We start from the raw sequence: 24,485 nt of genomic DNA, 5'->3' as shown, positions 1-24,485 counted from the left end.
GAGATTTCCCAATTCGTAAGACCCCTGGAAGAACACCAGGTTGATAGGCTCGGGGTGGAAGCGCGGTAACGTGTGGAGCTGACGAGTACTAATCGGTCGAGGGCTTATCCTAACAGGTTGGCCTGGTAAGACAAATGATACTTCACCTTTCTTTCGCTCTAAACTTTTGTTTCGTATCCGGTTTTCAAGGCATAAGCCTTGATATAGCGTATCGGTTCAAGTACTGTGCCGAATCGCTTACCATGTGGCGGCGTAGCTCAGCTGGCTAGAGCATTCGGTTCATACCCGGAGGGTCAGGGGTTCAAGTCCCTTCGCCGCTACCAACTATATTCCCATGGAGGCTTAGCTCAGCTGGGAGAGCATCTGCCTTACAAGCAGAGGGTCGGGGGTTCGATCCCCTCAGCCTCCACCATACCTATTTTTATCGCGGAGCCGTGGTGTAGAGGCCTAACATGCCTGCCTGTCACGCAGGAGACCGCGGGTTCGAATCCCGTCGGCTCCGCCATCTTTATCCCCATGCAGGGAGTACGTAAGGCTCGATAGCTCAGCTGGTAGAGCAGAGGACTGAAAATCCTCGTGTCGGCGGTTCGATTCCGTCTCGAGCCACCATTGTTTTATCCGGTATAAGCCATCCAATAGATGCGCAAGCTACCGGCGTGTAATCATGGAGGGTTAGCGAAGTGGCCAAACGCGGGAGACTGTAAATCTCTTCCTTCGGGTTCGGTGGTTCGAATCCATCACCCTCCACCATTTATTCCCTATAAAGCGAAGCAAGGCGTCCGATGACTTTTCGGGGATCACGCAATGCGAGCCATTAGCTCAGTTGGTAGAGCACCTGACTTTTAATCAGGGTGTCGAAGGTTCGAGTCCTTCATGGCTCACCAGTTTTTCAAACGACAAGCGAACGATTATTCGTTCGTTTTTTTGTTTTATCCGCTACCTACTACGAACAACCCCCTTTATTTAATTGTAAAAAGTGCAACTATTCGTGTAACCTACAGCAATTAAAGGAAGACTAGTTGCAAAATATACAACTAATTTGCCCTAGACACGTCCCAAGAAGCGCGAACCTCGTGATTAATTGTACGTTATACAACTATTACCCGATCGGAGCAAAAATTTACTGGAATAGCTGCACTTTCTGCAACTATTTTGTATAGGCGGGGGGGATCATTTTGCTGAATATGTGGTGTCACCTTCAAAGCTGCTGGAATCATCCGGCGGCTTTTTTGCGATTTTGACCATTGATTTTGAGAAATCGTCATCTCTCTGAGCGGAATTCGCCATCCGATTCGAGATTTAGCCTATATCGAAGACTCCAACCGTTCCGCTAGTCTGTAAGCGAGATGCATCTCACTATTCGACTGGCGGAGGTTGGGAAATGAAAAGACTGTTCATCGCTGTCCTTACCCTTGTGATGATCGGCACGCTGTTAATCGCTTGTTCATCTAAAGACGACAAAGCAAACAAAGGGGAAAGCACGCCATCTGCGGCTGCGAATAGCCCATCCGCGACGACGGAAGGCACGCAGAATCAGGAAGAGGGTAACGTCTATCCAATCAAGACGGATAGGACGCTGAGCTATTGGGGAGAAATTACAGGCAACCTGGTAGGCGTAAAAGCGACGCACGATGAAGTTCCGTTTTTTCAAGAATGGCAGAAGGTAACGGGGGTTAAGCTCAAATTCACGGCTCCTCCCGCCGGACAGGCGAAGGAATCGCTGAACATCCTGCTCGCCTCCGGGAATTTGCCGGATATGATCGAGTACAACTTCTTGAACGACTACCCCGGCGGACCGGAGAAGGCCATCGCGGACGGTTATATTTTGAAGCTCAACGATTTGATCGATCAATACGCTCCGAACCTAAAAAAATTCCTCCAAGACAATCCCGACATCGACAAAATGGTGAAGACGGACAATGGCAGCTACTACGCGTTCCCGTTCATACGCGGGGATGAATATCTGCGGGTATTCCAGGGACCGATCATCCGTAAAGACTGGCTTGACGATCTGGGCCTGCCAGTACCGGTGACGATCGATGAGTGGACGGATACGCTGCGCGCATTTAAAGAAAAGAAGGGAGCTTCCGCTCCGTTCGCAGTTAACAGCAAGCCTCGCTTCTTTAACGATTCCGGCAACGGGGCATTCCTCGGAGCATTCGGAGTCACTCGCGGGTTCTACCAGGAAGACGGAGCCATTAAATACGGACCGGCAGAGGCGGGATTCAAAGAATATCTGCGCCTGTTCCAGCAATGGTATAAAGAAGGGCTCCTGGACAAGAACATTGCCACATCGGACGCCAAGTCCGTCGACGGCAATTGGGCTTCCGGCCAGACCGGCGTATCGGTAGGAAACGCGGGAGGCGGTATCGGAAGATGGCAGCCGCTTGTCGAGAGCAATTCCGCGAATGCGGTATTGGTCGCGGCTCCCTATCCGGTTCTGAACAAAGGGGAGACCCCGAAATTCGGCCAAAAGGACAACGCGTATTCCAGCGGAGGGATCGTTGCGGTCACAACGGCTGCGAAAGATCCGGGATTGGCCGTAAAATTGCTCGATTACGGTTATAGCGAGGAAGGCCGGATGTTCTTTAACTTCGGAACCGAAGGCGTCAGCTACAACATGGTAGATGGATCTCCGAAATATACGGATCTGTTGATGAAAAACCCGGATAAACTGGCGCCCGCGCAGGCGATGTCGATGTACATTCGCGGCAGCTACAACGGACCATTCATTCAAGATAAGCGATATGCGGAGCAATTTTTCGCATTGCAAACGCAGAGAGAAGCGATCGGGATCTGGCAGAAGACGGACGTGGCGAAATACGCGCTGCCTCCGATAACTCCGACGCCAGAAGAAAGCTCCGAATATGCGACGATCATGAACGATATCAATACGTTGGTTGACGAGATGACGCTCAAGATCATTCTCGGAACGGAATCCGTCGACAAGTTCGATAACTACGTCGAGAAAATGAAGTCGTTAAAGCTGGATCGGGCAATCGAGATCCAGAAGGCCGCTTTGGATCGTTACAACAGCCGGTAAATCGCAAATAACGGAAGGCGGGGACGGCCGGGCCGTCCCTCCTTCATCCGATCGAGGGGAGAATCGCCCGATATGGCGAACGCGCGAATCGAGCCGGGAATGGCACGGCCGGCCGGAGACCCGAAGAGAACGAATCGGTTCGCTCGGGATTTTGCGATCAACAAGTATTTGTATTTGATGATCATTCCGGTACTTGTTTATTATGTGGTATTTCACTACGCACCGATGTACGGCGCGGTGATCGCATTCAAGAACTATTCTCCGGTAAAAGGAATCCTGGGCAGCGATTGGGCCGGGTTGAAGCACTTTTACGATTTTTTTAACAGCTACTACTTCTTACGTATTCTGAAAAATACAATCCTCATCAGCTTGTATACGCTGCTGTTCGAATTTCCCGCCCCGATCCTCCTCGCCTTGCTCATCAACGAGGTTCGGAGCAAAGCGTTCAAACGCACAGCTCAGACCATTACGTACATGCCGTATTTTATTTCGCTAGTCGTGATCTGCGGCATTATTACCGATTTTACGAATTCGGATGGCGTCATTAATCGTTTGTTCATGCTTTTCGGATACGACGGGCAAGCGATGCTGCAGAAGCCCGAACTATTTCGTCCGATCTATGTTTTGTCCGAAATCTGGCAACGAGTGGGATGGGAATCCATTATCTATATTGCCGCGCTGATGAGCATCGACATGGAGCAATACGAAGCGGCGCGAATCGACGGCGCAAGTCGGTTCAAACAAATGCTCTACATTACGCTGCCGGGAATTCTGCCGACGATCGCGATCATGCTCATTCTGCGGATGGGCAATCTGATGAACGTCGGATTCGAGAAAATCATTTTGCTGTACAATCCGGTAACTTACGAAACGGCGGACGTCATCTCGTCTTTCGTCTACCGGAAAGGATTGCTGGAGTTCGGATGGAGCTACAGCTCTGCTGTCGGATTGTTCAATTCGGTCATTAATCTCGCATTGCTGATAACGGCTAACTGGATCAGCCGTCGGGTCAACAATAGCAGCCTATGGTGAGGTGAACCTATGAAACGGGATAAAGGAATCGCGGACCGTCTGTTTGAATTTATCATCTACTCGATACTTGTCGTTATGATCGTCGTCACCTTATATCCGCTGCTCTACGTTCTGTTCGCCTCTTTCAGCGTATCCGGTGAGTTTATTACGCACAAAGGCTTTCTATGGCGGCCTCTCGGCTTCGATCTTGGAGCCTACGAGAGCGTGCTGCGAAATTCGGGTATTCTGCTCGGCTACCGCAATACGTTCTTCATCGTTACGGCGGGCGTGACCGTTAATCTGATCATGACCGCGCTGGGAGCGTACGTGTTGTCACGCAAAAACGTGTTATGGAATAACGCCATTATGGTCTTTATCGTTTTTACGATGTTTTTTTCTGGCGGACTTATTCCGATTTATTTGATCGTCAAAGGCGTTGGACTGCTTGATTCGCTCTGGTCAACAATTATTCCCTTTGCGGTCAGTACCTTTAACCTGATCATTATGCGCACCTCGTTCATGGGCATTCCCGACAGTCTGGAGGAGTCTGCCAAGATCGATGGCGCCAATCATGCGACGATTCTGCTGCGCATCGTTCTGCCTCTTTCCATGCCGGTTATCGCGGTCATGATCCTCTATTATGCCGTCGACAAATGGAACGGCTGGTTCTATGCGTCGGTGTTTATCAGAACTCGGGAATTGTATCCGCTGCAGCTCATTCTAAGAGAAATTCTAATCGCGAACTCAACGGACAGCTTGTCTGCGGGGGCTGATGCAGGCGACCGCTTCCAACTCGGGGAGACGATTAAATACGCGACCATCGTCGTCGCAACGGCACCGATCTTGTTCATATACCCGTTTGTGCAGCGATTTTTCGTTAAAGGCGTTATGATCGGATCTTTGAAAGGCTAACATCGCCGAGAGGAGAACGAGGATGAATCGAATAAAAGAGGAATTCGACGCTCAAAAAGTTTGGGGGAGGATCGTACCGAAGATCGACCGGATGATCGGTCTGATCGGAGACAAAACGCCACACGTCGCCGGAGCCGACGGCAAATACGACAATACCCGGATCGACTGGTGGACTTCCGGCTTCTGGCCGGGCATCCTATGGATCGCGCACGACATGACCGGGGATTCTCGCTATAAGGAGGCTGCTTGGCCCTGGGACGAGAGGATGGAGCGGTTCATGCTGGAGCCGAACCATTTCGACCACGATGTCGGCTTTCATTTTCTGCCGACGGCGGTGATCAAGCATAGTCTGACCGACGACGAGAACGCTATGCGCCGAGGTCTGTTCGCCGCGAACTTCTTGGCGGGAAGGTACAATCGGGCCGGCGGTTTCCTGCGCGCCTGGAACGGCGAGCATCAACGGGGCTGGTCGATCGTGGATACGGCTATGAACTTGTCACTCCTGTTCTGGGCTGCTCAACAAAGCGGGGACCCGCGATTCGCGCATATCGCGAGGTCGCATGCCGATACGGTCGTCGAGCGATTTATTCGGGAAGACGGTTCCGTGAATCATATCGTCGTGTTCGATCCGCAGACCGGAGAATATGAAGGCTCGCTAGGCGGGCAGGGCGCGGCGCCGGATTCCGCTTGGAGCCGGGGAGCTGCATGGGCTCTGTACGGAATGGCGAACGCATACCGATATACGCGCAACGAAGCATATCTTCATGCGTCGCGTCGCGTCGCGCATTTTTTCCTTGCACATCTGCCGGATGACGGCGTCCCGTATTGGGACTTCCGTCTCGAAGCCGTGCCGGAGGCAGAACCGAGAGACAGCTCGGCGGGGGCGATCGCGGCGTCGGGTTTGATCGAACTTGCGTCTCTATTACCGGAGAAGGAGGCCAGGGTGTACATCGGTGGCGCCGAACGTCTGCTGCGGTCGTTGGACCGGATATGCGGAACATGGGACAACGAAGGGCACGAAGCGATTCTTCGTCACGGCACAGGCCATCGGCCCGTCGGACAGAACGTCGACGTGTCATTGATCTACGGCGACTATTTCTTCGTGGAAGCCGTCGCCAAGTTGAACGGGTGGGTTCATCGCGTTTTCTGAGGAAACGGACACGGCCCTGCAATGCTCCGGTCCGGACGATTCGATCGTCCGGGCTTTTCGGCGTGGACGTATCGTCAATCGGATTAAACTTTTTCAATATGTCCAATGGCCGGGCGGAAAGATATAATAGGGAGCAACAAGGGAGGCGAGGAGATCCGATTGAAAAATCTATGGCGGAAACGCAAAAGCGTCTTGTTCACCTGGATCGTGTCCTATAGCGTCGTCCTGTTCGTGCCATGGGCGATCAGCCTGATTATTTATTCGCAGTCCAGCGACGCGCTGCGGAGCGAAATTCATCGCGCCAACGACTCCCTGTTAAAGCAGGCGCGGTACACGATTGATACTCAAATCGATCTCATGAAGAGACTGAATACCGAGATTACTTGGAATACCAAGCTGCAAAACCTGATGTATTCTACGAAAACGTCCGGTGACGCCCAGTACACGGCTTACCAGTTGGTGAAGGAATTGTTGACCTACCAAACCTCGTACGCTTCCATCGACGAATTTTACGTGATATGGGAGCAGGAGGGCGGAGTGCTCAGGTCTGGTAATGTGCGCGGAAAAGAAATCGCTTACAATACGATCCATGCCACGGGAGAAATCAGCTACGACCAGTGGATCGGCACACTTCGGAACACGCCCAGCAACAGTTTTCTACTGCTTCCTCATAAGGATGCGCTAGCTCCGAAAACCTCCATCGCCTACTTAACGCATTTGCCTAAGGACCTAAACGGTAGGGAGACGGGGACGGTAGTCGTCATGGCGGATCTATCGCGCTTCCAGGAGGCGATCGAAAGCATATCCGGATTCAGCGGGGGACAGGTGCTGGTTCTGACCAAAGACAACGAAGTGTTGTTATCGAATTTGCCGGATTCTTTCGATCGGGAGCGGGTGATCCGCAGTTTGTCCGACGGAGGGACGATGGAGGCGGATGATTTCGAGTTGTTTACGATCTCTTCATCCGTCTCCGATCTGAAATATGCGTTGGTCATTCCGAGCAACGTCTTCTGGGAGAAGGCTGAATACGTCCGCAGATTTACGTATGCCAGTATCGCGATCAGTATGATCGGGGCGATGGTGCTGACTTGGTTTTTCGTGCGAAGAAACTACTCGCCGATTCAACAGCTCGTCCAATCGCTCTCGGACAAAGGCTCGGGCGGATACCGGACCGACGGCAACGAGCTTAACTTTATTCAAAGGGCCATCTCCCAGACGTGGAACGAGAAAGAGCGAATGGCTTTGCAGCTTCAACTGCATCAGCACACGCTGCGCTCCAACATGTTGAACCGCCTATTGAAAGGAAGGACGGATCCTCTCGTTCCTTATGGCGAAGTATTCAAGTCGTTCGACATGAAGCTGATTTCCGATCGATTCGCGGTCATTCTGTTCGTCGTGGAGAACGACGGCAACCTTTCCTCGATCTTGCCGGGGAGCGACGAGGCCGAGCGGAGGAAGCTTGCCCAATTCATCATTACGAATGTCGTGGAAGAATTAACGGAACGCCGTCAGCATGCCGGTTACGTGGCGGAGATCGACGATATGCCGGTTTGCCTGGTGAACCTTGCGAGCGGCTCCCTGTCCGGATACATGGAGGATCTCCGCTCGATCGCATCGGAAGCCCAGCGTTTCCTGCAGCAGTTCCGACTGGACCTGACGATCTCGATCGGAGGCGTTCACGAATCGTTCGCTGGAGTCGCCGAGGCTTACCGGGAAGCGGTGGACGCCATGGAGTACAAAATGGTTCTCGGCAAGCAAGAGATCATTACGTACGAAGACATCCGCATCGACAACGACGGGGATTTGCACTTCGGTTATTACTATCCACTTCAATTGGAGCAACAAGTCATTAATTGGATCAAAGCCGGCGATTTCGCCGAAGCTTCCCGGGCGATGAACGATATCATGGAGCGGAACTTCAATAAACCGGTCGTGACGCTGACGCTCGCCAAATGCCTGATTTTTAATCTCGCGGGAACGATGGTGAAATCGATCAACGAGATTGGGGACGGGGAGAGCAGCGTGTTTGGAGGAAACCCGCTTTGGATGGATAGAATTATCGCCTGCGATACGATCCAGGAAATGCGGCATGAATTGATCGTTCTGCTCAAAGAAGTATGCGCGTTCGCCGCGGCCAAGCGGGAAAGCAACGTCTCGCAAGAGCGCGCCGAATCCCTACGGCATCTTGCCGAAAGCGTCATTCGTCATATCGAGGAATATTACGACGACGCGAACCTGAGCGTGAATTCACTAGGCGAACGCTTCGAATTGAAGGGAAGCTATTTGTCCAAGCTGTTCCGGAACGAGACCGGCGAAGGTCTGCTGGATTACATCAATAAATTCCGAATCGATCGGGCGAAACGAATCATCCGGAGCTCCCGCGATCCGATCTCGGATATCGCCAAGAGGGTCGGCTACAACGAAGCCGCGACTTTCATTCGCGTCTTCAAGAAATACGAGGGGATTACGCCGGGCAAATTCAAGGAGATGGGCTGATCGCTAGAACAAGTACGATTCATCTTGGAAGGAGTCTGTCATGAGGGGAATAACCATACGGACGGTATCCGCCCAGCGGCTGATCATCGTTGCCGTCTTCTTGCTGCTGCTCGGTTCTTGTTCCAGTTCCAACGAGGGGGTGGTCGGTTCCGACGCCTTCGCGCCCGGAACGCAGGCACCGGAAGCCAGTGGCGGGAAAAAGCTGACATACTGGGCAGAGTTAAATGGTAACGCTGCAAGCATCGTGCCACATTTTCAGCAAGTGCCTTTCTTCCGGGAATGGCAGAGAAAAACGGGGACGGAATTGAAATTCATTCAGCCTCCGGCGAATCAGGGGCGGGAAACGTTGAACGTATTGCTGGCTTCCGGCGAATTGCCCGACATGATGGAGTTCGAGTGGGATACTTTTCCCGGCGGGCCGGACAAAGCGATCGCCGACGGTTATATATTGCGGCTGAACGAAGTCATCGAACGCTACGCCCCGAATTTAAGCCGGTATTTGCGGGAGCACCCGGAAATCGACAAACAGGTCAAGACCGGCTCTGGGAATTATTACGTATTCCCTTTTATCCGGGGCGACGATAAATTGCTGACGTACCAAGGGCCAATACTCCGCCAGGACTGGCTGGACGAACTCGGCCTTCCCGTACCGGAGACGATCGATGAATGGCATACGGTTCTTAAAGCGTTTAAGGAGCGGAAAGGCGTCGACGCGCCGCTGACGTTCCTGGGTGTTCCCCAGCCGCTATTCGGATTGGGAGGCGGGGCATTCGTAGGCGCATTCGGCGTCTCGATCGGATTTTACCAAGACGAAGGCCGCGTAAAATACGGTGCACTGGAACCGGGCTATAAGTCATTCCTGGGCTTGTTCAGACAGTGGTACTCCGAGGGGCTGATTGATCGAAATATCGCGACCGTGGATACGAAGACGATGGATGCCAGTATCCTCACGGGCAGGAGCGGAGCCAGCGTCTGGAACGCGGGGGCGGGAATCGGCACATGGCAGCCATTCTTGCAGACGAAAGAACCGAATGCGAGACTCGCGCCTGCTCCATATCCGGTCCTGAAAAAGGGCGAACGTCCGAAGTTCGGACAGCGCAGCTTCGACTATGTCGGAACCGGGGGAGTCGCGATTTCCGCGAAAAGCCCCAACGTGGAAGCCGCAGCCAGGATGCTCGATTACGGTTATAGCGAAGAAGGGCATCTCTTGTTCAACTTCGGGATCGAGGGCCAGAGTTATATGATAAAAGACGGTTATCCGACCTACACCGATCTCATTCTGAACAATTCCGATAAGCTGGCTCCTTCGCAAGCGCTGGCGATGTACACCCGCGCCAGTTATTTCGGGCCCTTCGTCCAGGACGTCCGGTATGTAGAGCAGTATTATAATCTTCCGGAACAGAAGCGGGCAGTGGAGCTGTGGTCCGGAACCGACGCCCGCCTGCATATGCTCCCCCGGGTGCCTATGGAAGAGTGGGAAAGCGCCGAGTTGTCGGCGATAATGCAAGACGTCGAAACGTTGGTCGAAGAGATGTCGCTGAAGATCATCCTCGGCATTGAACCGTTGGACAGCTACGACGATTGCGTCGCGGACCTTCGCGCGCTCGGCGTCGAACGAGCCATTGCGCTTCAAGAGAAAGCGCTGAAGCGGAACGGGTTTCGTTAGGGATGGATATTCGCAGCAACGGATAGAAGCACTTAGCTCGGGGGAAAATTGAGTGCATACCGATGGTGGGAGGACCGCCGATGAATTATCTGTATGCGCTGGCGTTATCTTTTTTGATCGTGATGATACTCGTTCCGCTCTCGCGCCGACTGGCGATTCGATTCGGCTTCGTCGACCGTCCTTCCAAACGGAAGATTCATGAGAAGGCCGTCCCGCTATCCGGCGGAGTCGTCATATTCGTCGGGGCGATGACTGTTACCTGGTTGTTCATGGGCGGTCGTTCTCCGTTGTTCCAAGCTTTGCTCGTCGGCGGCTTGGTGCTGGTCGCGATCGGCTTGGTCGACGACGGCTTCAAAGCCAAAGGGCGCGAATTTCCAGTGTGGCCACGCCTGATCGCCTACATCGGAGTTGCTTGCATTCCGGTCTGGCAAGGCATCGCGATTCAAGGCATCTCTTCGCCATCATCGTCCGCAATGATTTTGTTTTCCCCTTTCGCGTCCGCACTTTTCACGATTCTGTGGATATTCGCCTTGATCAACATGCTAAACTTTATCGACGGGATCGATGGATTGGCTTCCGGCGTGTGCGTGATCTCGTCTTTGACGCTGTTTGTAGCTTCGCTTCTGTCCGCTCATGCGGGGACTGCATTAGTCGCGGTAGCGCTGGCAGGGTCATGCCTGGCTTTCCTCGCTTATAATTTCTACCCGGCTCGAATCTTCATGGGAGATGCGGGGGCGACATTCCTGGGATACACGCTCGCAGTTACGGCGATCGAAGGAACGTTGAAGGGCGCCACGCTTCTATCGCTGTCCGTGCCGATGCTTGCGCTCGGGGTTCCAATCTTGGATACGATATTTGTTTTTTCGCGAAGGCTGATCGAAGGCAAAGGGTTGCATCGGGCGGACAATCTGCATACTCATCATAGTTTGATGAGGTGGGGGCTGACGCAGGTGCAGACGGTTTCCTTCCTGTATCTCATCGCCGCCGTGTTATCGCTGTTATCCATCGTCGTCCTGCTTGCACTGCGCTGAATGTCCCCTTAAATGCGGCAATTGTGGTACAATGACGCATATATCGCAATCTCGCCGACAAGGGGCTTCAACGATGAATAAAACCAGGCTGCAGCAATTAGGGCAACTTCTAAATACGTCCGTCGTTACCAAAGTTCTCACGGAAGCGGAGTGGGTGCGGCAAGGCGGAAAGAAACACCCCGAAGCCGGGCAAATCCTTCAAACACCCGACAAATGCGTGGTTGTCACCCGAGTGCAAGGCTCGGAGCTGGAGTGCATAGACATTGACGGAACTTTATCGCCCCTCGAAGCAGAGCTGTTGGGTTGGGCGGTGAAACAGAACTCCGTTCGGCCTTCATCCGGAGCGTCCGATCTGGAGCGCCAAGCCAGACGTCTCGGGGAATGGATTCAGCAGTCGGTTACCGCCGGAGAATGGCGAGCCGAGGTTCCCGACCGAATGGAGCTTAGAAACCGTTTGTTCGACGGAATGGTCCCGTTTCTTCTATTATGTGAGCAACTGGAGGATAAAGAGCCTTCGTACGGCGAACTGGAGAAAACGATACGTACCTTCCTTGCCGACGATACGCTGCTGATTCCTTTGCGCGAGCATGAATGGCTGGTGCTGAGCAGCGACGGCATTCTGACGGAAGCTGACTCGGACGGAGACGAGATGCTGGGCCACGAAGAAACGAAGGAACTGCTTGCCTCGCTAACTGAAGGATTGCACGAGCTGATCACGAGCGAATGGGGCGGGGAATGCCATATCGCCGTAGGCGAGCCGATCGTTCCGTCGGAGAACGCCGTGCGCATTGTGGCCACGCTCAGAGAGACGATCTTCCTTGGCCGCAAGTTCCATGTCGGCATGCAGATCCATCTGCCTTGGCTCGTTCATCTGGAGAGATTGTTAAGCGGCATTCCGGAGACGGTCAGATCGCGGTTCGTCGAGGAAATGATGGGCCGACCGGATCTGTTCACCGATTCGGAGACGGTCGCGACGCTCGACGCGTTCTTCTCCATGGATTGCAACGTCAGCGAAACGGCCAAAAAATTGTTCATTCACCGCAACACGCTCCTGTACCGATTAGACAAAATCAAACACGAAGCGGGACTCGACGTCCGCTCGTTCAACGACGCGGTATTGGTGCGGATCTTATTGCTATTGTACAAAGTCACGAAAAGGAAATGAATTTTTTGTACGCTTTGTGCATAGTCATTTGGCCCGGCTCTAAGGTAAGATTAGGGAGTACCTTCAAACGAAGTTTAGGGGGAAATGTATTATGGCAGGCGTACGTTTAGAAAGCGTGTACAAAAAATATCCGGGTTCCGACAAAGCATCGGTTACGGACTTTAACCTGGATATCCAGGACAAAGAATTTCTGGTTCTCGTAGGTCCTTCCGGTTGCGGTAAGTCGACCACTCTGCGTATGATCGCAGGTCTTGAAGAAATTTCCGAAGGCAAACTGTACATCGGCGACCGTGTCGTAAACGACGTTGCGCCGAAAGATCGCGACATCGCAATGGTGTTCCAATCGTACGCTTTGTACCCTCATATGAACGTTTATCAAAACATGGCATTCGGTTTGAAATTGCGTAAATTCCGCAAGGACGAAATCGATCGCCGCGTACGCGAGGCAGCTCGCACGCTCGAAATCGAGCACTTGCTCGATCGTAAACCGAAAGCTCTCTCCGGTGGTCAACGTCAACGGGTCGCACTGGGCCGCGCAATCGTTCGCGAACCTCAAGTGTTCCTGATGGACGAACCGCTCTCGAACTTGGATGCTAAGCTGCGTACGCAAATGCGCGCGAACATCTCCAAGCTGATGAAACGTCTGGAAACGACTTGCATCTACGTAACCCATGACCAAACAGAAGCAATGACGATGGGCGACCGTATCGTCGTTATGAAAGACGGCTTCATTCAACAGGCTGCTACGCCTGACGTTCTTTACAACCACCCGATCAACCTGTTCGTTGCAGGCTTCATCGGAGCTCCGGCGATGAACTTCATTACGGGCCAACTGGTTGAAGAAGGCGGCGCCGTTCGTTTCCGCGCTACAGGCTTTAACGTTGAAGTCACTGAAGGCAAAGCGAAAGTGCTACGCGCCAAAGGTTATATCGGCCGCGAAATCATTCTCGGCATTCGCCCTGAAGATCTTCACGAAGAGCCAGTGTTCATCGAAGCTTCCCCGAACACAGTCGTTAACGCGACAATCGAGGTTGCCGAGAACTTGGGTCACGAGCAATACCTGTACCTGAACGGTCTGGGTAAAGATAACGTCATCGCTCGCGTTGACGGACGCTCCGGCCTTCGCGAGAACCAAAACATTAAGCTCGCGATCGACATGAACAAAGTCCACATTTTCGACAAAGACACGGAACTGAACGTGTTCGAGAACTAATATACGCTTAAAGCGGAAACCGTCCGGCCAAAGCCGGGCGGTTTTTTGCCGTCTGCGGCCGGCTTTGCTAAAGTATAAATTGCTTTGTCGGTTTATTTTCGATACGATAAATAGGGGAAATCAGGAAAGGAGCTGTACGATGGCCAAAAAAGTGAGAGTATCCGAGCTCGTGCAGCAATTTCACCTCGAAATTGTCGCCGGCGAAGACGGATTGCGACGTACAATCGTAACGGACGACTTAAATCGCCCCGGCCTTGAGATGGCCGGTTATTTCAATTATTATCCAATGGAACGGGCACAAATGCTGGGCCGTACGGAACTGGCCTTCCTGGAGACTTTAACGACGGAAGAACGGCGCGACCGAATGGGAAGGCTTTGCCACGAGGAGACGCCTTGCGTCATTATTACGCGGGGATTGGAAATACCGACGGAGCTCATCGAGATTGCCAACGAACGGAATTTTCCGGTGCTTCGCAGCTCGGTAGCGACGACGATTCTTCTCAGTCGTATAACGAACTTTCTGGAGAAGAAGTTGGCCCCTTCCGCGACGATTCATGGCGTACTCGTCGACGTATACGGCGTAGGCATGCTGATTACGGGAGGCAGCGGTATCGGCAAAAGCGAAACCGCGCTCGAGCTCGTCAAACGCGGCCACCGCTTGATCGCGGATGATGCCGTAGAAATCCGCCAGACGGCCGACAATCATCTGTTCGGAACGGCGCCCGATCTGATTCGCCACTTGCTAGAGATTCGCGGCCTCGGCATTCTGAACGTCATGACGTTATTCGGAGCCGGCGCTGTCAAAAATCAGACAAGCATCAGTCTGGTCGTCCGCCTGGAAAATTGGCAGCAGGATAAGCAGTACGACCGTCTCGGTCTTGATGAGGAAAAGACGAAAATCATCGAGACGGAAGTTCCGTTGCTTACGGTACCGGTTCGGCCCGGGCGAAACCTCGCGGTTATCCTGGAGGTCGCGGCAATGAATTATCGCTTGAAAAACATGGGCTACAACGCGGCGTTGCAATTCACGAACAAGCTGACCGAAGCCATCTCTGAGGACGACTACGAATAATCATTGGAGGAAAACGATGTTTACCATGCTGCTGAATCCGATCGCGTTCTCGATCGGCCCTCTGGACGTACACTGGTACGGCATCATTCTGGGCACCGCCGCTTTGGTAGGGCTGCTGATCGCTGTGCAAGAAGGCAAGCGCTTTGGGATCAACCCTGATTTTTTCCTGGATTTGATGCTTTACGGCGTTCCTTCGTCCATCATTGTAGCCCGCTTGTATTACGTGGCATTTAAGTGGGGTTACTACAAAAATCATCCTGGCGAAATCATACAGATCTGGAATGGCGGGATCGCCATCTACGGTGCGCTGATTGGCGCGCTGTTGTGCGGATTTTTCTATATTCGAGCCAAAGGGTTCACCTTCTGGCGCATCGTCGATATTTGCGCGCCATCCTTGCTGGTCGGTCAGATGATCGGCCGTTGGGGAAATTTCGTGAATCAGGAAGCGTATGGCGGGGAAGTCGAAAGATCGTTCCTGAGCGATACGCTTCATATACCGTCTTTTATCGTGAATCAAATGAACGTCGAAGGGGTCTACCATCACCCGACGTTCCTGTACGAGTCGTTGTGGAGTTTGGTCGGACTTGTCGTCCTGTTCGTGATCAGACGCCGGAACTTCCTTCGCGCGGGCGAATTGTTCTTTATCTATTTTATCTGGTATTCGATCGGTCGCTTCTTCATCGAAGCGCTCCGGACGGATAGCTTGGCCTTTAAGGGACCGGCTTGGCTCGAATCGCTCCTGAACGCGCTTTGGTCGCCGATGACAGCGTTGTTCGAACAAGGCTATCTGAATCCGGCGGAAGGCAACATCCGCGTATCGCAGTTGTTAGCCATTCTGATCGTTATTGCCGGTATCGTCCTGATTGTCGTGCGTCGGCAACTCGGCTTGGCCAAGGAGAAATACAACGATCCGCTGATCAACGTGAAAACCGGAAAACCAGCCGGCGAGGCGCGAGAAGAAACGGAGAGCACCCAGAATGACACAACGGAAGAAAATCACGACCGTCCTGTTTGATCTGGACGGCACTATCATCGATACGAATGAATTGATCATCCAATCGCACATGCATGCGCTCCGCGGCTCCGTCCCGGAAGGCTTCGGAAGGGAACAGATCATTCCGCTGATGGGGATGCCGCTGACGCTTCAGATGGAATTGTTCTCAGGGAGAAAGGATGTCGCTTCTCTCGTACATGCTTATCGGGAATACAATCTGATAAAGCATGACGAGATGGTGTCCCTGTTCCCAGAAGTTCGCGAGACGTTGGAGGAGCTGCGCGGCGCAGGCGTGCGCATGGGGATCGTGACGACCAAGAAACGCGAAACGACGCTTCGGGCGCTGAAGCTTCTGGAAGTCTATTCGTTTATGGACACAATCGTGAGCCTGGACGACGTCGAACATGCGAAGCCGCATCCGGAGCCGGTGGCCAAAGCGATCGAAGCGCTTGGCGCGGAGCCGTCCAAGACGCTGATGGTGGGAGACAGTTCCATGGACATCGAATCGGCGATAGCGGCGGGAGCCGTTCCTGTCGGCGTGGCCTGGTCCTTGAAAGGGGAACAGGCGCTGCTTGACGTCGGGGCTGCTCACATCCTGCAGCGGATGAGTGAGCTGCCGGCTTTGTGCGGGATCGGAAATGAGGGTGCTTAAGGTTGAGAAACGTTGAGCGGTATCCGGTTGAAGGGCCGAATGCGCTTTGGCAAGTCTATCGTACGGTGTCGCGGGTGAAATCGGTACGGAATTTCGTTTTTATCCAGCTCGCCCGTTATTGTCCGATACTGCCCGTAAAAAATTGGATTTACAGACGTGTCCTCGGCATGAAGGTAGGACGTCATACGGCGTTTGCGCTCATGGTGATGGTCGACGTCTTTTTCCCCGAACGGATCTCCGTAGGCGACAATTCGATCATAGGCTATAATTCGACATTATTGACGCATGAATATTTAATCAAGGAATACCGTTTGGGGGACATTCGCATCGGCTCGAACGTCATGATCGGGGCGAACGTAACGGTTCTTCCCGGCGTGACGATCGGAGACGGGGCCGTGATCGCGGCCGGCGCGGTTGTCCATAAAGATGTGGCGCCCGGCGCCCGCGTCGGGGGAAATCCCTTGCGGGAGCTAGGCGTTACAGGCAACGGTTTGGACGAGGAGAGAAATTAAGAATGCCCGGATGGAAACGCATATGCAAAATCGTCGGTTATTTGCTGCTCGTTCCGCTGCTCCTTTGTTTCACTTACCAGAACCGGTTGAACGAGTCTTCCTATAAATCTTTTCAAGAACCGCTGGATCCCGTGGTCTCCGCGAGCCATATCGCGAGCGAATACGACGTGATCGTGGCCGGAACGGACCCCGAAGGCATTATGGCGGCGGTCTCCGCGGCTCGCAACGGCCTGAAGGTGCTTCTGACCGAAGATCGGGACCGTCCGATCCTTGGCGGCCTAATGACGCTCGGATGGCTGAATTCGCTCGATCTGAATAAGGCCCCGGTGTCGTATCGATTTTGGAACAATCCCGTGTATCTAGATAAGGGACTGTTCCAGGAATGGTATAACGGAATCAGAGGCACATCCTTCGACGTCAATCACGCGGCGAATTTGTTCTATCGGATGGTATCCGCAGAGCCGAATATCGATCTTCTGATGAGGGTTCGGACAATGGAGCCGTTGACGGAGGGTAACCGCGTCGTCGGAATGGATCTAGTTAAGGAGAACGGCGAAGAGATCCGCGTTCGATCCAAGGCGATCATCGATGCGACGCAAGATGCGGACATCGCCGCCGCGGCCGGGGTGCCGTATACGCTTGGGCGCGAGGATATCGGGGAGCCAGACGCTCAGATGGCAGTAACGCTCGTGTTCAAGCTCAGCGGGGTGACCGGCAAGGTATGGCACGGGTTGAAGCAGCATAAAAATACGGGCTTCGATAATCGGAGCATCTGGGGTTACCAGGATGCGAGAGAATACGTCTCGTCCGATCCTTCCAGGGTTAAAATCCGCAGCTTGAATATCGGCCGGGAAGACGGCGATACGGTTCTGATCAATTCCATGCAGATCTATGGTATCGATCCGCTTGATCCCGAGTCGCTTAAAGAAGGTATGAGGATCGGGGAGAAAGAAGCGCCGCTCATCGTCGATTTTCTGAAAAAGAAGTTCAAGGAATTCCGCAACGTGGAGTTCGCGGGTACGGCCCCGGAGCTGTACGTGAGGGAGACACGGCATATTCAAGGCGAATATCGGCTAACGATGGCCGATCTGATGGCGAATCGTGATCATTGGGACGCGATCGCCTACGGATCTTATGAAGTCGATATTCAAAGCTTGAACGCGAACAACAAGGGATCGATTATGTTAGTTCCGGAGCAGTACGGCGTTCCTTTCCGCTGCCTTGTTCCGCTTCAGGTGGACGGCTTGCTCGTCGTCGGCCGCTCTGCGAGCTTCGACACGCTGCCTCACGGCAGCGCCCGGGTCATTCCGCTGGGGATGGCGACGGGACAAGCGGCGGGCGCGGCAGTGAAGCTGGCGCTGGACCGTGGCGTTACGCTGCGCGATCTCTCCAAGTCGAAAGACGGGATCGCCGAGCTCCGGCACCGGCTGACGAAGCAGGGGATGGATCTTACGATGCGGAGCTTCCCGACTCCGGCATACGCGAAACATAAAGATTATAAGGGCTTGCTCGCGGCGACGAGCTTATTCCTCACGATCGGCGGGTACTCGAACGACGGTTGGGATCTGGACGAAGCTTCGAATCCGAAAAGGTTCGCCAGCCAAATCCGTATCGTTCAGAAAAGATATCCGGAAGCGTTCGCCCAGACGCTTACTTCCGAATTTATCGGAGGATCGTCGTCGGACGGCCCGCTTGATCTGGATCAGGCGGCGTATACGATCGCTCTGTCCGGGGGAATTTCCGACGACAAGAAAACCGCCGTTCAGGCGCTCATGGAGCGGGGCTGGATTCGTAAGGAAACGATCGACGGTTTTGCGAACCGGAACAGCCTGACGAACGGGGATACGTTCATGATCGTTCGCGACGTGATGGAATACGGAGTCGGCGTAACATTCGATTAAGGGAAAAGCCGCTCGATGACCTGGAAGTCATCGGGCGGTTTTCGATATCCACCGAAGCTATAGCGGGATTGACTGCGCGGAAACCGCGTGGTAATATACGACTAACTTCTTCAGTTTGGCAGTATGGTAAATTGGTAGCACTTTAGTGTGATAAAGCAATTGTGGGATAGAAACGAGGGCGAGCAACGATGTCGAAACCGAAAGTGTTCGAGAAACCGACCGGCGTGAAGGATTATTTGCCGCACGCGGTCGCCAAGCTCCGCCGCATCGAGCGCAGCGTGCTGGAGTGCATGCGCCTGTGGGGTTACGAGCAGATTATTACGCCGACAATCGAATATTACGATACGGTAGGGGTAGCAAGCACCACCTCCGACCAGAAGCTTTTTAAAATGCTGAATCAGCGGGGTACGACGATCGTGCTGCGCTCGGATATGACGGGACCGATCGCCCGCGTCGTCGGGTCCTTGCTTAAAGACGAACCGTTTCCGATACGCCTCAGCTATCACGGCAACGTGTTCCGCGCGTTCGAGGAAGAGGGCGGCCGGGACGCGGAGTTCTATCAAACGGGCGTAGAGCTTGTCGGGGATGCGTCTCCCGAGGCGGACGCGGAAGTGATCGCGCTTGCCGTCGCTTCCTTGAAGGCCGCCGGAGTGCCGGAATTCAAGATCGCGATGGGGCATGTGGGCTTCTTGAACGGATTGTTCGAAGAGACGCTGCCCGGTTTGGAGAGCGAGCAAGAGGCGTTGAAAGATTGTCTGCTTCAGCGGGATTACGTCGGATACCGCGACATGATTCGCAAGTTGTCGCTTGGCGACGAGTGGAAACGGGAACTGGAAGAGATTCTTCGTCTTCGCGGCGGGCAGGAAGTATGCGACCAGGCGCTGAAACTAAGCAAGAACGAAGGCGCCCGAGCTGCGATCAAGCACCTGTGCGAAGTATGGGATGTGCTTGAAGCTTACGGCATTCGGGAGCATGTGCTGATCGATCTGACGATGATCGGGGATTTCTCTTATTATACGGGTATGACGTTCGAAGGCTATGCTTCCCGCTTGGGATTCCCCGTGTGCAGCGGAGGCAGGTACGACAATTTGCTGGGCCAGTTCGGCAGGCCGGCCCACGCGACGGGATTCGCGATCAAGACGACGCGTATTCTCGAAGTCGTGGAGGACGCGGAAGAGGTACCGGGACGGACGTTGATCGTGTACGGTACTTCGTCGCGCAGAGAGGCGCTGGAGCAGGCCGTCGGCAGACGGGAGAAGGGCGAATCGGTCATTGTCGTCGCCTATCCCCCGGACGATGCCGAACTGCTAGCCGCTAGACGGCAGAATGGAACGGGCGCTTTGGTCTATAAAGGCCACACCTATCGCGACGTCGTATGGATCGGCGCGGAAGAGGGGGGATTGGCGTGACGGATAACGGCGTATTAAAGGTCGCGATGCCCAAGGGGCGTATCTATAAACAGGCAAGCAAGCTGTTCCGCCAAGCGGGACTGCCGATTCCGGAGGATTTCGACGATTCCCGGAAGCTGATCATTCCGGTGCCGCAAGCGAACATGGAGTTCATCATGGCCAAGCCGGTTGACGTACCGACTTATGTCGAATACGGAGTCGCGGATATCGGAATCGTGGGCAAGGACGTGCTCATGGAGGAAAACAAGGATGTCTACGAGCTGCTGGACCTCGGCATTGCGAAATGCCGGATGTCGGTGATCGGGCTGCCGGATTGGAAGCCGGTCATTCATCCGCGCGTGGCTTCGAAGTACGCGAACGTGGCTTCGCAGTATTTCCGCGAGCAAGGCCAGCAAGTGGAAGTGATCAAGCTGAACGGCTCGATCGAGTTGGCGCCTCTGATCGGCTTGGCGGACCGCATCGTCGATATGGTGGAAACCGGGCAGACGTTAAAGGAGAACGGCTTGGTGGAGATGGAGACGCTGTTCCAGGTCACGAGCCGGCTGATCGCTAACCGCGTAAGCTACAGGCTGAAGAACTCGGCGATCCAAGAACTGTGCGACCGATTGGGAACAGTGATCGGGGCTTCGGTGTAAGTGGAAAGGGATAGGAGGGGCCAGGATGTATATGGGTAAAGCGGCCGATTTTCGGCTGGAGCGGGAAAACGAATACGGTTCCCCGGAGCAGAACGCGGCGGTGAAAGAAATCGTGGATGCTGTTCGCAAGGAAGGCGATGCAGCGCTTCTGCGGTATACGGCCATGCATGATAAGGTGACGTTAAAGCCGGAGCAGTTGCGCGTAACGGACGAGGAGATTCAAGGCGCTTACGCTCATGTGGAGCCGGAGTTTCTCGTAGCGCTGAGACAAGCCGCGGCGAATATTACGGCTTTCCACGAGAAGCAGAAGCGCGGCTCGTGGATGGACGTCGCCCCGGACGGCACGATGCTCGGCATGGCGATTCGCCCGCTGCGGCGCGTCGGATTGTACGTGCCTGGGGGCAAGGCGGCTTATCCGTCGTCGGTGCTGATGAACGTGCTTCCGGCCAAAGTAGCCGGCGTACCGGAGATCGTGCTGGTGACGCCTCCGGCGACCGGCGGCCGGGAAGGCATCGACCCTTATATCCTCGTTGCGGCCGCGGAGGCGGGCGTGACGGAGATGTACCGGGTCGGGGGAGCGCAGGCGGTCGCCGCGCTCGCGTACGGGACGGCGAGCATTCCTGCCGTCGATAAGATTTGCGGGCCCGGCAACATCTACGTGGCGCTGGCGAAACGCGCCGTATACGGCGCGGTCGACATCGATAGCATCGCGGGCCCGAGCGAGATTGTCGTGCTGGCGGACGACAGCGCGGATCCGCGGTACGTGGCCGCGGATATGCTGTCGCAAGCGGAGCACGACGAGATGGCGTCGGCGGTGCTCGTGACGCCGTCGCAGAAGCTTGCCGACGCGGTCGCGTCGGAGCTTGAGCGGCAAGTGGCGACGCTGCCGCGGGTCGAGATCGCCCGGAGCTCGCTTGAGCAGTACGGGGCGATCCTGGTCGTGGACAGCCTGGACGAGGGGCTGGACGTCGTGAACAAGCTCGCTCCGGAGCATCTGGAAGTGATGACGGAGGACCCGCTTGACCTGCTCGGACGCATCGAGACGGCGGGCGCGATCTTCCTTGGGCCTTATAGCTCGGAGCCGGTCGGGGATTATTATGCCGGACCGAACCACATTCTGCCGACGAACGGAACCGCAAGATTCTCCTCTCCGCTGAACGTGGACGATTTCCTGAAGAAATCGAGTTTGATCCGATACAGCAAGCAAGCACTGTACAGAGACGCCGCAGGGATCGCGACGCTGGCCCGCCATGAAGGGCTCGAAGGACACGCCCGCGCGTTGGAAATCCGACTGGAAGGCAGGGAAACGAAGTGAGCGAACAAGTACAGGGAGGCCGCGCATCGGCCGTATCCCGCAAGACGAACGAGACGGACATTCAGTTGTCCTTAGGCGTAGATGGAACCGGCGAGGTGTCGATCGAGACGGACGTTCCGTTCCTGAACCATATGCTGGACCTGTTCGCGAAGCACGGGCAATTCGATCTGAAGGTCGAAGCCCGCGGGGACGTGGACATCGACGATCACCATACGGTCGAGGATATCGGCATTTGCTTGGGCCAGACGCTCCGCGAAGCGCTGGGCGACAAGGCGGGCATTAAACGTTATGCCAGCGTGTTCGTGCCGATGGACGAAGCGCTCGCGCAAGTCGTCATCGATATCAGCAACCGACCGCACTTCGAGCTTCGCGGGGAATTCCCGGCGGCGAACGTCGGCAGCTTCACGGTGGAATTGGTGCATGAGTTCCTATGGAAGCTGGCGCTCGAAGCGCGCATTACACTGCACGTTATCGTCCACTATGGGCGCAATACGCATCACATGATCGAGGCCGTGTTCAAGGCGCTCGGACGCGCGCTTGACGAAGCGACTTCGATCGACCCTCGCGTGAAGGGCGTTCCTTCGACCAAAGGAGTGTTATAAGTGATCGCCATTATCGACTACGGCATGGGGAACCTTCACAGCGTCAGCAAAGCCGTAGAGAGAATCGGCTGCGAAGCGGTCGTAACTTCCGATCCGGGGACGATTCTCGCGGCGGACGGCGCGATTCTGCCCGGCGTAGGCGCATTCGGGGACGCGATGGCGAACCTGCGGGAAACCGGCCTTGCGGATACGGTGAAGGCGTTTGCGGCTTCGGGGAAGCCGCTTCTCGGCATTTGTCTGGGCATGCAGTTGTTATTTACGGAGAGCGAGGAACATGGAGTTCACGGGGGCTTGAATCTGCTCCCGGGCCGTGTCGTTCGTTTTCAAGGAGACTATAAAATCCCGCATATGGGGTGGAACGAATTGACTTTCACTCAGGCGAGCCCGCTTTTCGAGGGCGTCAAGCCCGGACATGTCTATTTCGTCCATTCCTACCATGTGCTGCCCGAACTGAAATCGGATTTGCTGGCCGTAACGGACTATCATCAGCCGGTAACCGCCATCGTGGGCCGCGGCTCCGTGTTCGGGATGCAATTCCACCCGGAGAAAAGCGGCGATCTGGGCATGACGCTACTCCGCAAATTCACGGATATGACGGTAAGAAAACTACTATAAATGAGTGTTCAAAAAGTTCGATGTCGAACCCGCTTCTTGAAATTCCTTCGTGATCAAAATCGGACTTTTTGAACTACCTTCACAAAGGACTGAGAGATTTGAAGTTCAGACCTTGTATCGATATTCACCAAGGCAAGGTGAAGCAGATCGTCGGGGAAACGCTTCAAGCGGACGCCTCGAAGGTCGTGGAGAATTTCGTCTCCGAACGGGGGGCGGACTACTATGCTTCGCTATATAAACAAGACGGGTTAACCGGCGGGCATATTATTATGCTCGGCGACGGCAACCGGGAGGCTGCGCTGTCCGCGCTAAGGGCATATCCCGGCGGCTTGCAGATCGGCGGAGGCATCACGGCGGATAACGCGGCAGCCTACTTAAGCGAAGGGGCTTCGCACGTCATCGTCACTTCTTACGTTTTCCGGGACGGTCGCCTGCAGATGGACAACTTGCGGCGAATCGTATCGGAGGTTGGCCGGGAGCGACTTGTACTTGACCTCAGTTGCAAAGAACGGGATGGCAAATGGTACGTGGTGACAAACCAGTGGACGAAGTTTAGCGATCTGGAAGTAAACGAAGCCAATGTCCGAGAGCTCGAAAGCTACTGCGACGAGTTCCTGATCCACGCGGTCGACGTTGAAGGGAAGCGGGAGGGCGTCCAAGAGAAGTTGGCCGCTCAGCTCTCCGAATGGGCGACGATTCCGGCCACTTATGCAGGCGGCGCGCGATCGATCGCGGATTTGGAGCGATTCCGCGAGTTAACGCGCGGCAAGTTGGACATTACGATCGGCAGCGCTCTCGATATTTTCGGCGGGACTCTTCCATATAGCGAAGTTGTGGCCTATTGCGATCCGTCGCGGTCGCCGCGATAAAGGACAATGCGGTAAGAGAGCGTGTTCAAAAAGTTCGATTTTCAGTACCGAGGCTGGTCGTTCGCCTACGGCGAACTGCTCGCCCATGCATCCGGGAAGGTTGGATGAAGACCGGTGATGAGGAAGCGATAGCAAAGTGTAGGGCTACGTGAGTACCGGAAGATCCGGCGGAATTCAAGATTCGATGTCGATTATTCTTCTTGAAATGGCATCGTAATCAAA

General features: G+C 54.5%; 20 protein-coding genes, 6 tRNA genes and 1 rRNA gene. All 27 read left to right on the top strand.

The window, feature by feature from the left end:
* Window positions 1-112: ribosomal RNA gene (locus FPZ45_RS14770) — 23S ribosomal RNA — on the top strand; the annotation flags it as partial.
* Window positions 113-246: 134 nt separating this feature from the next.
* Window positions 247-323: transfer RNA gene (locus FPZ45_RS14765), tRNA-Met, on the top strand.
* Window positions 324-336: 13 nt separating this feature from the next.
* Window positions 337-412: transfer RNA gene (locus FPZ45_RS14760), tRNA-Val, on the top strand.
* A 16-nt stretch (window positions 413-428) separates the two neighbouring features.
* A tRNA-Asp gene (locus FPZ45_RS14755) sits at window positions 429-505 on the top strand.
* A 28-nt stretch (window positions 506-533) separates the two neighbouring features.
* Window positions 534-609, top strand: a tRNA-Phe gene (locus tag FPZ45_RS14750).
* 57 nt (window positions 610-666) lie between these two features.
* Window positions 667-750: transfer RNA gene (locus FPZ45_RS14745), tRNA-Tyr, on the top strand.
* A gap of 58 nt (window positions 751-808) precedes the next feature.
* A tRNA-Lys gene (locus FPZ45_RS14740) sits at window positions 809-884 on the top strand.
* 497 nt (window positions 885-1,381) lie between these two features.
* Window positions 1,382-3,043, top strand: coding sequence for a type 2 periplasmic-binding domain-containing protein (locus FPZ45_RS14735; RefSeq protein WP_144703180.1), 1,662 nt, complete (start codon window positions 1,382-1,384; stop codon window positions 3,041-3,043).
* A 72-nt stretch (window positions 3,044-3,115) separates the two neighbouring features.
* Entirely contained in the window at window positions 3,116-4,075 is a 960-nt protein-coding gene (locus tag FPZ45_RS14730) for an ABC transporter permease (RefSeq protein ID WP_425457003.1), read from the top strand.
* A gap of 9 nt (window positions 4,076-4,084) precedes the next feature.
* Entirely contained in the window at window positions 4,085-4,966 is an 882-nt protein-coding gene (locus tag FPZ45_RS14725; RefSeq protein WP_144703177.1) for a carbohydrate ABC transporter permease, read from the top strand.
* 22 nt (window positions 4,967-4,988) lie between these two features.
* Window positions 4,989-6,116 carry a glycoside hydrolase family 88 protein gene (locus FPZ45_RS14720; RefSeq protein WP_144703174.1) on the top strand — a complete coding sequence of 376 codons (1,128 nt, stop codon included), beginning with the start codon at window positions 4,989-4,991 and terminating at the stop codon, window positions 6,114-6,116.
* 159 nt (window positions 6,117-6,275) lie between these two features.
* The gene (locus FPZ45_RS14715; RefSeq protein ID WP_246120457.1) at window positions 6,276-8,612 is read left to right on the top strand and encodes a helix-turn-helix domain-containing protein; all 2,337 of its coding nucleotides are present in this window, start codon (window positions 6,276-6,278) and stop codon (window positions 8,610-8,612) included.
* Between the two features lie 40 nt (window positions 8,613-8,652).
* On the top strand, window positions 8,653-10,278 hold the full coding sequence (locus tag FPZ45_RS14710; RefSeq protein WP_144703168.1) for an extracellular solute-binding protein: 1,626 nt from the start codon (window positions 8,653-8,655) through the stop codon (window positions 10,276-10,278).
* An 80-nt stretch (window positions 10,279-10,358) separates the two neighbouring features.
* Window positions 10,359-11,309, top strand: a complete 951-nt coding sequence (locus tag FPZ45_RS14705; protein ID WP_144703165.1) for an MraY family glycosyltransferase — start codon at window positions 10,359-10,361, stop codon at window positions 11,307-11,309.
* A gap of 73 nt (window positions 11,310-11,382) precedes the next feature.
* Window positions 11,383-12,474, top strand: coding sequence for a PucR family transcriptional regulator (locus FPZ45_RS14700; RefSeq protein ID WP_144703162.1), 1,092 nt, complete (start codon window positions 11,383-11,385; stop codon window positions 12,472-12,474).
* 91 nt (window positions 12,475-12,565) lie between these two features.
* Complete coding sequence (locus FPZ45_RS14695) at window positions 12,566-13,687, top strand: ABC transporter ATP-binding protein (protein WP_144703159.1); 1,122 nt, start codon at window positions 12,566-12,568, stop codon at window positions 13,685-13,687.
* A 139-nt stretch (window positions 13,688-13,826) separates the two neighbouring features.
* Window positions 13,827-14,759 carry an HPr(Ser) kinase/phosphatase gene (hprK, locus tag FPZ45_RS14690; protein WP_144703156.1) on the top strand — a complete coding sequence of 311 codons (933 nt, stop codon included), beginning with the start codon at window positions 13,827-13,829 and terminating at the stop codon, window positions 14,757-14,759.
* A 16-nt stretch (window positions 14,760-14,775) separates the two neighbouring features.
* Window positions 14,776-15,774 (top strand): prolipoprotein diacylglyceryl transferase, encoded by a 999-nt coding sequence (gene lgt, locus FPZ45_RS14685; protein WP_144703153.1) that lies wholly within the window; start codon window positions 14,776-14,778, stop codon window positions 15,772-15,774.
* Window positions 15,737-16,405, top strand: a complete 669-nt coding sequence (ppaX, locus tag FPZ45_RS14680) for a pyrophosphatase PpaX (protein ID WP_144703150.1) — start codon at window positions 15,737-15,739, stop codon at window positions 16,403-16,405. Before lgt ends, ppaX begins: the two co-directional genes overlap by 38 nt.
* A 2-nt stretch (window positions 16,406-16,407) precedes the next feature.
* Entirely contained in the window at window positions 16,408-16,917 is a 510-nt protein-coding gene (locus tag FPZ45_RS14675) for an acyltransferase (RefSeq protein ID WP_144703147.1), read from the top strand.
* A 2-nt stretch (window positions 16,918-16,919) separates the two neighbouring features.
* Window positions 16,920-18,818, top strand: coding sequence for an FAD-dependent oxidoreductase (locus FPZ45_RS14670; RefSeq protein WP_144703144.1), 1,899 nt, complete (start codon window positions 16,920-16,922; stop codon window positions 18,816-18,818).
* Window positions 18,819-19,006: 188 nt separating this feature from the next.
* Window positions 19,007-20,227, top strand: coding sequence for an ATP phosphoribosyltransferase regulatory subunit (locus FPZ45_RS14665; RefSeq protein WP_144703141.1), 1,221 nt, complete (start codon window positions 19,007-19,009; stop codon window positions 20,225-20,227).
* A gap of 26 nt (window positions 20,228-20,253) precedes the next feature.
* A complete protein-coding gene (gene hisG / locus FPZ45_RS14660) occupies window positions 20,254-20,862 on the top strand; it encodes an ATP phosphoribosyltransferase (protein WP_246120458.1) in 609 nt (202 codons plus the stop codon).
* A gap of 25 nt (window positions 20,863-20,887) precedes the next feature.
* Window positions 20,888-22,177: a histidinol dehydrogenase gene (gene hisD, locus FPZ45_RS14655; protein ID WP_144703135.1), complete on the top strand. Its 1,290-nt coding sequence runs from the start codon at window positions 20,888-20,890 to the stop codon at window positions 22,175-22,177.
* A complete protein-coding gene (hisB, locus tag FPZ45_RS14650) occupies window positions 22,174-22,779 on the top strand; it encodes an imidazoleglycerol-phosphate dehydratase HisB (protein ID WP_144703132.1) in 606 nt (201 codons plus the stop codon). The genes hisD and hisB overlap by 4 nt, the downstream gene beginning before the upstream one ends.
* Window positions 22,780-23,394, top strand: coding sequence for an imidazole glycerol phosphate synthase subunit HisH (gene hisH / locus FPZ45_RS14645; RefSeq protein ID WP_144703129.1), 615 nt, complete (start codon window positions 22,780-22,782; stop codon window positions 23,392-23,394).
* Between the two features lie 98 nt (window positions 23,395-23,492).
* Window positions 23,493-24,263, top strand: coding sequence for a phosphoribosylformimino-5-aminoimidazole carboxamide ribotide isomerase (gene hisA / locus FPZ45_RS14640; RefSeq protein ID WP_144703126.1), 771 nt, complete (start codon window positions 23,493-23,495; stop codon window positions 24,261-24,263).
* Window positions 24,264-24,485: the final 222 nt, after the last annotated feature.

It is taken from the genome of Cohnella terricola (assembly GCF_007786475.1).
Lineage (GTDB): Bacteria > Bacillota > Bacilli > Paenibacillales > Paenibacillaceae > Cohnella > Cohnella terricola.
This window is presented reverse-complemented; position numbering and strand designations above follow the sequence as displayed.

Excerpts from the sequence above, each read along its gene's own strand:
- FPZ45_RS14710 (WP_144703168.1), top strand. The coding sequence starts at position 8,653 with ATGAGGGGAATAACCATACGGACGGTATCCGCCCAGCGGCTGATCATC.
- FPZ45_RS14670 (WP_144703144.1), top strand. The coding sequence starts at position 16,920 with ATGCCCGGATGGAAACGCATATGCAAAATCGTCGGTTATTTGCTGCTC.
- FPZ45_RS14735 (WP_144703180.1), top strand. The coding sequence starts at position 1,382 with ATGAAAAGACTGTTCATCGCTGTCCTTACCCTTGTGATGATCGGCACG.
- FPZ45_RS14665 (WP_144703141.1), top strand. The coding sequence starts at position 19,007 with ATGTCGAAACCGAAAGTGTTCGAGAAACCGACCGGCGTGAAGGATTAT.
- FPZ45_RS14725 (WP_144703177.1), top strand. The coding sequence starts at position 4,085 with ATGAAACGGGATAAAGGAATCGCGGACCGTCTGTTTGAATTTATCATC.
- FPZ45_RS14720 (WP_144703174.1), top strand. The coding sequence starts at position 4,989 with ATGAATCGAATAAAAGAGGAATTCGACGCTCAAAAAGTTTGGGGGAGG.
- FPZ45_RS14700 (WP_144703162.1), top strand. The coding sequence starts at position 11,383 with ATGAATAAAACCAGGCTGCAGCAATTAGGGCAACTTCTAAATACGTCC.
- hisD (WP_144703135.1), top strand. The coding sequence starts at position 20,888 with ATGTATATGGGTAAAGCGGCCGATTTTCGGCTGGAGCGGGAAAACGAA.
- FPZ45_RS14730 (WP_425457003.1), top strand. The coding sequence starts at position 3,116 with ATGGCGAACGCGCGAATCGAGCCGGGAATGGCACGGCCGGCCGGAGAC.
- FPZ45_RS14695 (WP_144703159.1), top strand. The coding sequence starts at position 12,566 with ATGGCAGGCGTACGTTTAGAAAGCGTGTACAAAAAATATCCGGGTTCC.
- FPZ45_RS14705 (WP_144703165.1), top strand. The coding sequence starts at position 10,359 with ATGAATTATCTGTATGCGCTGGCGTTATCTTTTTTGATCGTGATGATA.
- ppaX (WP_144703150.1), top strand. The coding sequence starts at position 15,737 with ATGACACAACGGAAGAAAATCACGACCGTCCTGTTTGATCTGGACGGC.
- hprK (WP_144703156.1), top strand. The coding sequence starts at position 13,827 with ATGGCCAAAAAAGTGAGAGTATCCGAGCTCGTGCAGCAATTTCACCTC.
- hisG (WP_246120458.1), top strand. The coding sequence starts at position 20,254 with ATGCCCAAGGGGCGTATCTATAAACAGGCAAGCAAGCTGTTCCGCCAA.
- lgt (WP_144703153.1), top strand. The coding sequence starts at position 14,776 with ATGTTTACCATGCTGCTGAATCCGATCGCGTTCTCGATCGGCCCTCTG.